The organism is bacterium, from assembly GCA_026398675.1.
GTDB lineage: Bacteria > RBG-13-66-14 > RBG-13-66-14 > RBG-13-66-14 > RBG-13-66-14 > RBG-13-66-14.
The window spans coordinates 1-11,103 of the sequence record JAPLSK010000119.1; the positions used below are offsets into that span (position 1 = coordinate 1).

The following is an 11,103-nucleotide window of genomic DNA, read 5'->3' on the forward strand; positions in this document are numbered from 1 at the left end:
CGTCTTTCCTACGCCAGAGCCGTTCGCACCAGTTCACGCATTTTTTCCAAGCCGGTTTTGGCAACGCTCAGAGCGTCTTGCTTCCAGTAGTCGCGATTGAACAATTCCAGCGACAAGTATCCTTGAAAGCCGATGGCCCGCAATGTGCGGAAAATCTCCGCCAGCGGGTCGTCCCCCAGCCTGGAGATGAAGAGGACGTCGTGCCCCAGCCGGGCCAGCGCCAGGGCCTGGTTGAAACCCTTGCCGCCGGGGTAGAGCCCGAGCGCGTCGGGCCGCACCGTCTCCCCGGGGCGCGGGAAGCGCGGCGTGACCACCGCCACGTCCAGAATCGAGGAACCGACGACGGCGACACGGCTCAACGCTTCCTCGCCAGCAACAGCCCGTCGGCGATGGGCACCAGGGACATCGTCACGCGGACGTCGTCCCGGATTTTACGGTTGAGGTCGCGGATGACGGCCGTCCCCGGGTCGGCGTCGGCGGTGTCGGCCACCCGCCCGTGCCGCAGGGCGTTGTCCAGGGCGACGAGGCCGCCGGGACGCAGGAGTTTTAGGGTTTTCTCGTAGTAGGCGTCGTAGCTCGCCTTGTCCGCGTCAATGAAGGCGAAATCGAACCGCCCGGCGCAACCTTCGGCCAAAAGCGCATCCAGGCTTTGCAGGGCCGGTCCCAGGCGGAGCTCGATCTTGTGCGAAACCCCGGCCTCCTCCCAGCACCGCCGGGCGACGTCGGTCCACTCGCGGCTGGAGTCGCAGGCGACCAGCCTGCCGTCGGGCGGCAGCGCCAGGGCCACCGCGGTGGAGCTGTAGCCGGTGAAGGTGCCGATTTCCAGGCACATTTTCGCCCCGACGAGCTCCACCAGCAGCGCCATGAGCTGCCCCTGTTCCGGGGCGATCTGCATTTTGGCGTTGGGCAGCTTCGAGGTTTCCTCGCGGAGCCGCCGCAGGACCTCGGGCTCCCGCAGGGTGTTTTCCAGGTAGGCGTAGATTTCGTCGGTGACCGCCAGCGTCCGGTTGGCCATCAGTACCCGCTTTCTTCGAGTAGAAGCCTGACCTTCGCGATGCCCGCGTCCCTCACGGCGGGGTCCATTGAGCGCAGCTCGGGAACGCCGACGCCGAGGATTCTGGCGAGCATGATGGCCGCGTAGTCCTTGACCCGGTGGGCGTACATCGAGCCGAGGGTCGCCTCCTCGGAACCCTCGATGAAGCACTCCTTTTCGTCGTCCAGGAAGGCGGCCAGGCCGCCGACCGCCGAATCGCCGCCGGCCGTGACCCGCTCCGCCAGGGAGCCGGAGAGGAAGATCCCGTCCTCGCCGTAGAGGTAGAGGCCCCACTCGTTGTAGGTGACGTCGTTCGCCAGGCGGTAGAGGAGATAGTCGAGGCCGGCCAGGACACGGATGACGTACTCCATCGTCCCGAGCGGCGAATCCCAGCGCAGGAGATGGGGGCCGGTCTCGGTGAAATCGAATATCTCTCCCGCATCCACGACGGCGGTGCTGGTCCCGGCGGGCTCCATGTCCCGGACTGTCCCGTCCGCGCCCTGGACCGAGAGGCCGCCCACGGTCTGCGTCCCGTCCGAGGGGGCGGTCAGGGTCAGAAGGCAGCCGCCCCAGAAGGAATCGGCGGTAACCGTCCGGTCGGTGGGGTTCGTCGCGGTGAAGCCCAGCCACAGCGAGCCGTCGGGCTCGATCACCGGCGTCGAGTGCCAGTTCCAGGGGGAGATGGAGAGGTTCCCGCCGCCGGCGGGTTCGGTATTCGCGGGAACCTCCCCGGCGGCGCAGCCGATTACGGTCGCCGCAACCAGTAAAATGTACCAAAGCCGCATCTTCATTCTCCTCAATCCGTTATCCGGATGGCGTTGGAGATTATCCACGTTTTTTTCAGCCACTTCCGCCGCCGGTAGACCTCGACCCGGAAGACCCCCACCCCCTCCGCCCGGTGGACCAGGCTGCGCCCCGTCCGGGTGACGATGGGGACCCCGTCTTTTACCAGGTTGATTATCCCCCGCTCGGGCAATTGAACGGTCAACGTCCAGGGGCCCTTATCCGGCGAAACTGTGGAACCCATCGGCGCGGTCTCGGTCCCATTCCCGGCGAAAAAGGAAAAGCCACGGGCGGGCCACCAGAACTCCTGGGCGACGAAGCCGCGCCCGGCCTGCATTGCGGAAAGAAGCTCCCGCTCGGTCTCGTCGGCGGAGAGCCCCTCCAGCGGCCGCGTGAAGAGGTGAAACCGGATGAGCCGCAGAGCCGTGGGGTAGGGGAGGATGTCGTAGGTCCGCACCAGGCGGTAGGGGCGGCCGTGGTTGTCGCAGCAGCCGATGACCGGCATCGGACCGCAGGCCAAAAGACGGTCCCAACGCTCCAGGGTCTCCCGCTTCGGGCCGCGCAAAACCCACGCCGGCCGGTTGTAGGCCACGTAGGCGCTCACGATGCCGCGCAGCGAGTCCTGCCAGTCGGTCATCAGGTCCCAGACGTCCAGGGCGTCGTAGCCGGTGACCGACCAGTCCTCCCACTTGTAGCAGCCGATGCCGAACCGGACGTTCCCCCGATGGTCGGGGTGGGGAATGACGCCGAATCCGCCACGGGCGCGGACAAAGTCTATTATTTTCTGGCTGGGGAGTCCGGGGGCGGGGAGCCGGTCCACGCCGAAGGCCAGGTAGTGCGACCGGGGCGGGGTTATCTCCGCCCCCACCCCGAGGAAGATGCGGTGGGCGGATGAGCCTTTCCTCTCCACCGGCCTCACCGAGAGCCAGGGGCCCTCGGGCGAAGCCGAAGCGTACCAGCCGCCCCAGCCGTCATCCCCGGCCCCCAGGGTATCGTGGTCGGTGAGGAAGACGAAGTCCAGCCCGGCGCGGATGCCCTCCCCGAGGATGCGCCCCACGGGCCAGTGGCCGTCGGAGTAGGTCGAGTGGAGGTGGACGACGCCCGTGTACTCGCGGTACCCGTCGGGGAAGGCGGGGCCTGTTCGGGGACGGCTCATCGGGGGGCGGTCCTCATTGGGCGAAGCCGAAGTAGCTCAGGGCCGTCATCACGAGCGCCCAGAGCAGCCAGAGGATGAATACGACCCTGAAGGAGCGTTTCACGGAAAGCCCGGTCACCTCGCGCACGCCGACGGTGAGCAGATAGACGCTCCAGGCGGAGAAAACGTCTATCTGGGAGGCGAAGCCCCTCAAGACCTTCATATACCACTCCGAGGGCATCCGGGGGAACAGAAGCCCCAGGTTGGTCCCCACGTAAACGTCGCCCTTCACCAGCACCAGGACCAGCATCACCACCACCCCCGCGGCCATGGCCACCGATGCCAGGGAGACGATGGAGACGGCGTTGCGGAAGCCCAGCTTCTGCCCGGTGAGCCCCACGCCGACGTTCAGCCCCGCCGAGGCCAGGAGGAGGTAGATGAAAAGCGACACGGGCACCCCGAGGTAGGGGAAGACCTCGCCCATGAAGCCGGTGCCGGCATGGTCCCGGAACTCCTCCAGTCGGGCGACCTGCTCGGCGGGCATCGCATCCCGGTTCTCGCGCAGAATTTCGTTTATCGCCTCGCGCTGGGCCGTCACGGAGTAGGGCATCAGGAGGGGGAGGGTGGCCAGGGAGACGGCGAGGGTGAGGAGGAAAAAGACGAGCCAGCGCGGCCTGGCTTTCAGACCGCGGAAGGCCTCGCCGGGCGACACCACGGCGTCGAGGTACTGGCCGATGGGGCTCTTGTAAACCTGTTCTTCGTTAGTGGAGGCAAGGGGTTTAAACCCCTTGTCTCGTTCTTCGTCGGGCATGGCTGCTCCTCTAGAACCAGAGGTTGGGCAGGGGGACGCGGGCCCAGACGGGCATCAGTTTCGTCAGGTAAACGACCGCCAGGAGGGCGACGGCGTAAACTCCGGCCGCCAGGTCGTCGAGCATGATCCCCCACCCGCCGGACAGCCGCTCGATCCGGCGGCAGGGTGGAAGCTTGGCGATGTCGAAGAAGCGGAAGAGAAGGAAGGCGAGGGCCATGTAGCCCCACTCCCGGGGAAAGAAGGCGAGAATCAACAGCATCACCGCGCCCTCGTCCGCGGTGGCCTGGCTGGGGTCCGGGTCGCGGTAGCGGACGGCCATCCAACTCGTCGCCGGAACGCCGAAGAGGAAGATGAGTGCGCCCAGCGCGCCCGCGAGCCAGGGCCAGGGGGGCAGTATAACGTAGAGCGCACAGGCCGCGAGACTCGCCACCGTGCCCGAGGCGACGGGGAAGAACCCCGTGCCGCCGAAGCTGCCGACGACCAGGTAGGGCGCCTCCCACAACCGCAGCGGCGGTTTTTCGGGAATTCGGGTCCGCTTCACGAACGCCATCCGCCCTCCTTCCCCTCGATTCCGCTCCGCAGAAGCTTTCGGGCGTTGCAGAGGTAGAGCGCGCCGGAGAGAACCGTCTGCGCCACGGAGAGCCCCAGAATCACCAGGTAAGCTATCCGGAACCCGAGGTCGAGGCTCTCTTTCCACTCCCACCCGAGGACGGGGAAGCCGGCGCGGGCCGTCAAGTAGGCCAGCACCGCCAGCACCGCGACCATCTGCATCAGGGTCTTGGCCTTGCCCAGACGGGACGGCGGGATATCCACTCCGCGATGGGCGGCGTAGGCCCGCAGCGTCGTGACGATCAACTCCCGCCAGATAACGATGAGCGCCAGCCACCAGGGCACCGCTTCCACGGCGGCGAAGGAGACGAGGGCGGTGACGACGAAGAGCTTGTCCGCCAGGGGATCGGCGAACTCCCCGAAGGCGGACCGGGTCTCGGTTTTTCTCGCGATGCGGCCGTCGGCGAGGTCGGTGAGGGCGGCCAGGGCGAGGAGGAGCAGCGCCGCCAGATAGGCGTAGAAATGCCCAAAGGCCACCGCCACCACGAAGAGCGGCGCCAGAGCGATTCTAAAGAGGGTCAGCCTGTTCGGCAGCGTCATTCTTCAGTCACCGGCTCGGCGTAGAGGTCGTAGGGCTGGGCCGCGGTGTAGGCGACACGCCTGAAATCACCGGGCAGCCAGCCGTGCCCCTCCGGCAGGGCCACCTCGACCACTCCGTCCACGTCGGGGCAGAAGCGGCGGCCACGGGCTATGGCCCCACTCGCGGCGACGGCGTCCACCAGTACGTCGTCTTGCGTGCCCACCAGACGGGCGTGCCCGGCGAAGGAGATGGCTTCCTGGATGTCGTGGAGCGCCTCGGCGCGTAGCTCCTTCATCTCCTGCGAAACGGGGTCGCCGAGCTCGTCGGCGGCGCGCGTCCCCGGCCGGGCGGAGAAAGTAAATACCCCGAGGTGGTCGAACCCCGTCTCCTCCACGAAGCGGACCAGCCTATCGAAGGCGGCCTGGTCCTCGGTGGGGAAGCCGACCAGGGCGGTTCCGCGCAGGACCAGTCCCGGCACGGTCTTCCGCGTCAGCGCGATGACGGCGGAAAGCGCTTCCGCGTCGCCGGGACGGCCCATGGACTTGAGCACGGCTCCGTCGGCGTGCTGGAAGGGGAAATCGAGGTAGGGCACGAGCTGGGGGTAATTCGTAAAACACTCCAGCAGCTCCGCGTCCACCCGGGCGGGGTTCGGGTAGAGCAATCGAAGCCAGACGTCATCCTCGGGCAATTGAAGGCTCATCGCGGCCAGCAGCCGCACGAGGGACGGCTCGCCGTAGAGGTCGCGCCCGTACGCCGTGGTTTCCTGGGCGACGAGAATCAGCTCCCGCACCCCCTCCTCGACCAGGGACACCGCCTCGGCGACCAGCGTTTCCACGGGGCGGCTCCGCTGGGGCCCGCGCAGGGCGGGAATGGCGCAGAAGGTGCAACCCAGATCGCAGCCCTCGGCCAGCTTGAGGTAGGCGATGTGCGGCAGGGTGAGCGCCACCCTCTCGGGAAGGGGGTCGGGGTTTCCGTCGTAGACCCCTCCGGGCGGGGGGAAATCCAGGAGCGGTTCGGCCTTCCTGCGCCGCTCCAACCGGCCCACCAGCTCGCCGATACGGGCCAGCGCCCCGGTCCCGGCCACGAGGTCCACCTGGGGAAAACGCTCGGCTATCCCGCCCTTCAACGCCTCGGACGCGCAGCCCACCACGGCCAGCCGCGAGCCGGGGTGCGCCTCCTTGAACTCGACCAGCCGCTCTATTTCGGAGAAAGTCTCCTCCAGCGCCTCGGCCAGGAAGCCGCAGGTGTTGATGAGGTAGAGCTCGGCCTCCTCGTCGTTGGTCGGCAAGTACCCGCGCCGCTCGAGCTGGGCCAGCATGACCTCGGTGTCCACCAGCGCCTTGGCGCAGCCAAGAGAAACGATGTGGACTCTCTTCGGGGCTTCATCCACGGGCACTCCCGGTTTGAATCAAAAGGAGGAAGGAGCGTCGCTCCCGGGGGACGCCGGCGGGGACTTTAAAAGGCTCTCCCTCCACCGGCTCGACGACGAGGTCCCGGTCGGTGAAGTAAACCGAGGCGACTTCTTCGGGCGCGCAGAACTTCACGGTTTTCCCGTTGAATGCCGCCAATCCGCCGTCGTCCAGGAGCACCAGCCAGCTATGCGCGTTTGCGTTGTAGGAAAGGTCGCAGAAGGCGGCGGTCCGGCCGCTCTTTTCGCCCAACAGCAGCTCGACGCGCTTCCTCTTCCCGGCGGACAAACGGTCGAGGGAAAAAATGTCCAAAAGCCGCTTCCGCTCCTCCTCATCCAGGGAGGGCATCCCCTTTTCCGGGTCCACCTCACGGGCCAGGCGCTCGAGGACGCGGAAATCGTCGAGCACGAGACTGGGGGCCCCGAACCAGCGCGGCTTCTCATCCAGCGCCGCGGCCTCCAGGTTCCACTTTTCGCCGAAACCGGAAAGGCGTGACAGGTCGTGCTGACACTCGATTATCTCGCCCAGGGGAAACTCCGCGGGGACGTCGTCGGGGCGGAACTCGTGGGGGCCGTTGAGCTCCAGGTAGCGCGCCCAGGCGTAGACCGTATTCACCGTTGAGCCCCGCATGACGGGCCAGAAGGCGGGCGCGGATTCGAGGTCGCCCTTTTCGGCCGCCTCGGCCAGCAGGCTGAAGGCGAGGCGCAACGCGCGCGTCCGGGCCACCAACTCCCCCCAGACCACGGCGGTGTTCGTCTCGGCCAACATCGCGCCGATTCTCTCCGCGAAGAACACGCGCAGTGGATGAGCGACAGATAGCTCTCCCCCAGGAAGACGAGGGGGAGTTCGCACTTCGTACAGACCGTCCAGGGGAGGTCGCGCAGGGCGGACTGCTCCGTTTTGCAGCGCGGGCAGGCGAAGCGGCGCGGCGGAACGAGCAGTCCCTTGGCGAGACTGACGAGCCCGATGACGAGGGCGACCAGGCCCCCGGCCCCGAGGGGAATGCCGAAAAAGATGCCCAGCGGCCCGCCCTGAAGGATCAAAAGCAGTCCGGCCCCGATAAGGAGCAGGCTGAGGCCCGCCGTTCGCAGGTTCCTCCTGAGTCGCTCACGTCTGATTTTACCCGCGTCCATTTAATCCACTTTCACCACTTCGACCCCGGGCGGCGGGGTGAAGTCGAACGTCGAACGGTCCACCGCCGCGTTCAGTTGGATGTTCGACAGCCGGTAGGAAATCGTGTTCCCGATGTCGTCGGTCAGCTCCACCTCGGCCGGGAGCCAGGTTTCGGGGTCCACCCACAACCGCCCCCGAGGGTAGGGGTAGTCGGGAGAAAGGGCGGTCATCTTGAGCACCACCGTGTTGCGCCCGTCCACATCTTCCTCGCCCGCCAGCTCGTAGGAGTAGTCCCGCTCGAAGTAGCCGATCAGATCCCCCAGCATCTCCCGCTCGGCGTAGTCCTCCACCGAGGAGACGATGACCTGGTTATTCCGGGGCGTGTAGAGCCAAACCGTTTTACCGTTGCAGACCAGGGACTGCTCGAAGGGGCTTACGTAATCTATGCGGAACTCGTCGGGAAGGAGGCTCGTCATGGTACCGCGCATGACGTGCCGCTGGCCGAGCATGCCGGAGGCGGTGACCCGGCGGACGTCGCAGGTGAAGGTGCGGGCGCTGGCGTAGGAAGCCTTGACCCGCGCGACGACCTCGCTCGTGGTCAAGTCCCCGGCGAGGACCGCGGTGAACACCAGCAGGGATGCTACTACTCTGCGCATGACCCTCCCGGGTCGGTGATTTTCTTGGGGCTACGCGGGTTCCCGGCGGGCGGCAAGGGGTTTAAACGAGCGAACCGAGCGAAGCGAGCTACGCCTCCGGCAAACCGAACGAAGTGAGCTACGCCTCTGGCGAAACCCCCTGTCTCCTTTCATCGCGGGCGGTTCCTGTCCAGTAACCCACCACCGCGTCCACCTCGCCCTCGTCCACGAAGGCGCCCTGGAGCCGCAGCGGCTCCGTCGCCCCCACGGGGAGGAAGAGGAGGTCACCGCCGCCGGCGAGCTCCTCGGCGCCCCCCTGGTCCAGAATCACCCTGGAATCGGTCTTCGAGCGGACCTGGAAGGCGATACGGCTGGGGAAGTTGGCCTTTAAAACGCCGGTCACCACGTCCACGCTGGGACGTTGGGTGGCGACGACGAGGTGGATGCCCACGGCGCGCGACATCTGGGCCAGCCGGGCCAGCGGCTGCTCCAGGGCCTTGCCGGTGGCGGCCATCAACTCGGCCAGCTCGTCCACCGCCAGGACGATATAGGGCATCGGCACGTCGCCCCGCTCGCCCACGGACGAGTTGAAGGCGGCAATGGAACGGCACCGGGCCACCGACAGCCGATTGTACCGCTGGTCCATCTCGTCCACCAGGCGCCCCAGGACGGCGAGGACGGCGTAGGGATCGTAAACGGGGGCCGTCAAGAGGTGGGGCAGCCCGTCGTAGGGGGCCAGTTCCACGCGGCCCGGATCAACGAGAACCAGCCGGAGGTGCCGCGGACCCACCCGGCACAGAAGCGACAGCAGCAGCGCGTTCAGGAAGACGCTCTTGCCCGACCCGGTGGTGCCGGCGACCAACAGGTGCGGCAGCTCGCAGAAATCGGCCACCACCGGCTTCCCGTCCTGGGTCAGCCCCACGGGGAAGGCCAGGGGGCTCGCGTGCTCCTGCCAGGTGGGCTCCTCGAGGAGCTCGCGCAGGCGGACCGTACGTCGCCGGCCGAGGGGAACCTCCAGGGACACCGTCCCCCGCTCCGGGTTCGGGGCGAAGCGGACCTGGTTGCACCCCATCGCCAGCGCCAGCTCGACCTTCAGCCGGTCGAGGGAGGCGATTCTGACCCCCGGGGCCAGGCGCAGCTCGAAACGGCCCAAACTGGGACCCGCGGTGTATTCCACCACGTTCGCCGCGAGCTGATTCTGCTCCAGGAAACCGGTGAGGGTTCTGATGCGGGCGCGGCGCTCCTCGGGGTCTTCCGGCTGTTCGTCGGGCTCGCGGGGGCCGAGGAGGTCCAGGGGCGGCGCCTCGTGCATGGCGCTCACGCCGGGCTGCTGCCACTCGGGCAGGTCGCTGACCGGCCCTTCGACGACCTCGGGCTCGGGGGGCGCGGGTTTTGCCGGGGGCATAGCTCGCTGCGCTCGGTTTGCCTTTTCGACGGGGAGCACCGGCTCCGCTGGAACCGATTCGACGGGCGCGACTGTCTCGGGCACCGCGCGCGACCAATCGCGGCCCCGGAACAGGCGGCCGACCTTCACCGCCATCCACCGGAACCCACCGGCCACCCCTCCGGCCAAAGCGGCGAGCCGGACGCCGGTGGCCAGGGTGAAGCCGAAAATCAGTCCCACCAGGGCCGCGACGACGGTGCCCAGGGAGCCGACGGCGCCGAGTAAACCCCCGGCGACGCCGGCACCGACCCAGCCCCCATAGCCGTGCCAGGGGATTCCTGGCTTACCGAGGCCAGTCAACCCGAAGAAAACCGCGAGGGAGGTGATCAAGACGAGGAAGCCGAGAATTCTCCGGCCGAGCTTTTCCCGGGTCCCCCGGAGTAGCTCCACCCCCACGTAGGCGGCGACCAGGGCCAGCGCCAGGGCGAGGTAACCGTAAAGCCACATCTGAGCTCGGCCCCAGGACAATCCAAGGTCACCGACGAAGCCGGAGGAGACCTCGCCCAAAGTTTCCGGCGCGCCAGAATCCAGGAAGACGATCAGGCTGACGAAGGACAAGACGCCGGCGACGAGCAGGAAGAGGCCCGTCCCGACGGCCCGCTTAATTTCCTTCTTCTTTACCCGTCCAGCCAAAGCGTTACCCGACGATGAGGGAGAGCGTGGCCGCAGCCGCGCAGTAGATTCCGAAGAGCCAGAAGCGCCCGCTCCGTACGGTCCGCATGACGACCCAGATGGCCGCCAGTCCGGTGAGAAATGCGGCCAGGCCCCCGACCAGATACACGGACCACGAAAGCCACTTACCCGAGGAAATCACGTCGCCCAGCTCGATGAGGTTGGCCCCGAGGACGGCCGGCAGGGAGAGGAGGAAGCTGAACTCGGCGGCGTGCCTCTGCTCTTCGCCCAGGTGTATCCCGGCGACGATGGTCGCGCCGGAGCGGCTGATTCCCGGCAGGATGGCCACCGCCTGGGCCGCGCCGACGAGGAGGGCGCGCCACCACGACGGGGCGGGAATCTCGTCTTTTTTATCGCCTTCGGCCCGTACCTCGCGGGCCTCCCGGCCGCGTTTCCGCAAGAGAAGGCTGAAGAGAATCGCCGCGGTGACGTAGAGCATCCCAGCCGCCAGCATCGGCGAACGGAACGCCTCGTCTATCTGGGCTTTGAAGAGCAGGCCCACGGCCACCGCAGGCAGCGTGCCGATGATTATCCCCACCAGGAGACGGCCCAGGCGGCGGTCGCCGTCGGGAATCTCCTTCTTGCCGATCCAGCGGACCGGGTTGACGAAGAGGACGCGCACCAGCCCGACGAAACGTTTCGCGAAATAGGCCAGCACCGCCAGCATCGTGGCGAAGTGGAGAAAGACGCCGAAGGCCAGGATGAGATCCGGCTCCACGCCGATCAGCGCCCCGGCGAGCACCAGGTGCCCCGAGCTCGACACGGGGAGGAACTCGGTCGCCCCCTGAAGGAGGCCGAGCGCGGCGGCTTGCAGCAGGTCCACGGCGCCTCCCTGGTCTATAAGACCGCGTCAATTGAGGATTTAGCTTACCACGCCCGCCGGAGGCCGGTCAACCGAGAAGCTCGCCAAAAATTTTACCGAACCTCATCGCCAGCCGC

At 67.2% G+C, this 11,103-nt stretch carries 12 protein-coding genes; all 12 read right to left on the minus strand.

What is annotated here, in order from left to right:
- Positions 1–8 precede the first annotated feature (8 nt).
- Positions 9–359 (minus strand): PfkB family carbohydrate kinase, encoded by a 351-nt coding sequence (locus NTW26_02865; GenBank protein MCX7021214.1) that lies wholly within the window; start codon positions 357–359, stop codon positions 9–11.
- Complete coding sequence (locus NTW26_02870) at positions 356–1,015, minus strand: class I SAM-dependent methyltransferase (GenBank protein MCX7021215.1); 660 nt, start codon at positions 1,013–1,015, stop codon at positions 356–358. Before NTW26_02870 ends, NTW26_02865 begins: the two co-directional genes overlap by 4 nt.
- Positions 1,015–1,818, minus strand: coding sequence for a hypothetical protein (locus NTW26_02875; GenBank protein MCX7021216.1), 804 nt, complete (start codon positions 1,816–1,818; stop codon positions 1,015–1,017). Before NTW26_02875 ends, NTW26_02870 begins: the two co-directional genes overlap by 1 nt.
- Positions 1,819–1,829: 11 nt before the next feature.
- Entirely contained in the window at positions 1,830–2,972 is a 1,143-nt protein-coding gene (locus NTW26_02880; GenBank protein ID MCX7021217.1) for a hypothetical protein, read from the minus strand.
- Positions 2,973–2,985: 13 nt separating this feature from the next.
- Positions 2,986–3,762: a Yip1 family protein gene (locus NTW26_02885; protein MCX7021218.1), complete on the minus strand. Its 777-nt coding sequence runs from the start codon at positions 3,760–3,762 to the stop codon at positions 2,986–2,988.
- A 10-nt stretch (positions 3,763–3,772) separates the two neighbouring features.
- Positions 3,773–4,312 carry a phosphatidylglycerophosphatase A gene (locus NTW26_02890; GenBank protein MCX7021219.1) on the minus strand — a complete coding sequence of 180 codons (540 nt, stop codon included), beginning with the start codon at positions 4,310–4,312 and terminating at the stop codon, positions 3,773–3,775.
- Positions 4,300–4,911 (minus strand): CDP-diacylglycerol--glycerol-3-phosphate 3-phosphatidyltransferase, encoded by a 612-nt coding sequence (gene pgsA / locus NTW26_02895; GenBank protein ID MCX7021220.1) that lies wholly within the window; start codon positions 4,909–4,911, stop codon positions 4,300–4,302. Before pgsA ends, NTW26_02890 begins: the two co-directional genes overlap by 13 nt.
- Positions 4,908–6,281, minus strand: coding sequence for a 30S ribosomal protein S12 methylthiotransferase RimO (gene rimO, locus NTW26_02900; protein ID MCX7021221.1), 1,374 nt, complete (start codon positions 6,279–6,281; stop codon positions 4,908–4,910). The genes pgsA and rimO overlap by 4 nt, the downstream gene beginning before the upstream one ends.
- The gene (locus NTW26_02905) at positions 6,274–7,068 is read right to left on the minus strand and encodes a hypothetical protein (GenBank protein ID MCX7021222.1); all 795 of its coding nucleotides are present in this window, start codon (positions 7,066–7,068) and stop codon (positions 6,274–6,276) included. The genes rimO and NTW26_02905 overlap by 8 nt, the downstream gene beginning before the upstream one ends.
- A 365-nt stretch (positions 7,069–7,433) precedes the next feature.
- Positions 7,434–8,069 (minus strand): outer membrane lipoprotein carrier protein LolA, encoded by a 636-nt coding sequence (locus NTW26_02910; protein ID MCX7021223.1) that lies wholly within the window; start codon positions 8,067–8,069, stop codon positions 7,434–7,436.
- 118 nt (positions 8,070–8,187) lie between these two features.
- Entirely contained in the window at positions 8,188–10,125 is a 1,938-nt protein-coding gene (locus NTW26_02915) for a DNA translocase FtsK 4TM domain-containing protein (protein MCX7021224.1), read from the minus strand.
- Positions 10,126–10,129: 4 nt separating this feature from the next.
- Positions 10,130–10,987: an undecaprenyl-diphosphate phosphatase gene (locus tag NTW26_02920; protein ID MCX7021225.1), complete on the minus strand. Its 858-nt coding sequence runs from the start codon at positions 10,985–10,987 to the stop codon at positions 10,130–10,132.
- Between the last annotated feature and the right edge of the window lie 116 nt (positions 10,988–11,103).

Excerpts from the sequence above, each read along its gene's own strand:
- NTW26_02870 (MCX7021215.1), bottom strand. The coding sequence starts at position 1,015 with ATGGCCAACCGGACGCTGGCGGTCACCGACGAAATCTACGCCTACCTG.
- NTW26_02875 (MCX7021216.1), bottom strand. The coding sequence starts at position 1,818 with ATGCGGCTTTGGTACATTTTACTGGTTGCGGCGACCGTAATCGGCTGC.
- NTW26_02885 (MCX7021218.1), bottom strand. The coding sequence starts at position 3,762 with ATGCCCGACGAAGAACGAGACAAGGGGTTTAAACCCCTTGCCTCCACT.
- pgsA (MCX7021220.1), bottom strand. The coding sequence starts at position 4,911 with ATGACGCTGCCGAACAGGCTGACCCTCTTTAGAATCGCTCTGGCGCCG.
- NTW26_02890 (MCX7021219.1), bottom strand. The coding sequence starts at position 4,312 with ATGGCGTTCGTGAAGCGGACCCGAATTCCCGAAAAACCGCCGCTGCGG.
- NTW26_02880 (MCX7021217.1), bottom strand. The coding sequence starts at position 2,972 with ATGAGCCGTCCCCGAACAGGCCCCGCCTTCCCCGACGGGTACCGCGAG.
- NTW26_02905 (MCX7021222.1), bottom strand. The coding sequence starts at position 7,068 with ATGTTGGCCGAGACGAACACCGCCGTGGTCTGGGGGGAGTTGGTGGCC.
- NTW26_02910 (MCX7021223.1), bottom strand. The coding sequence starts at position 8,069 with ATGCGCAGAGTAGTAGCATCCCTGCTGGTGTTCACCGCGGTCCTCGCC.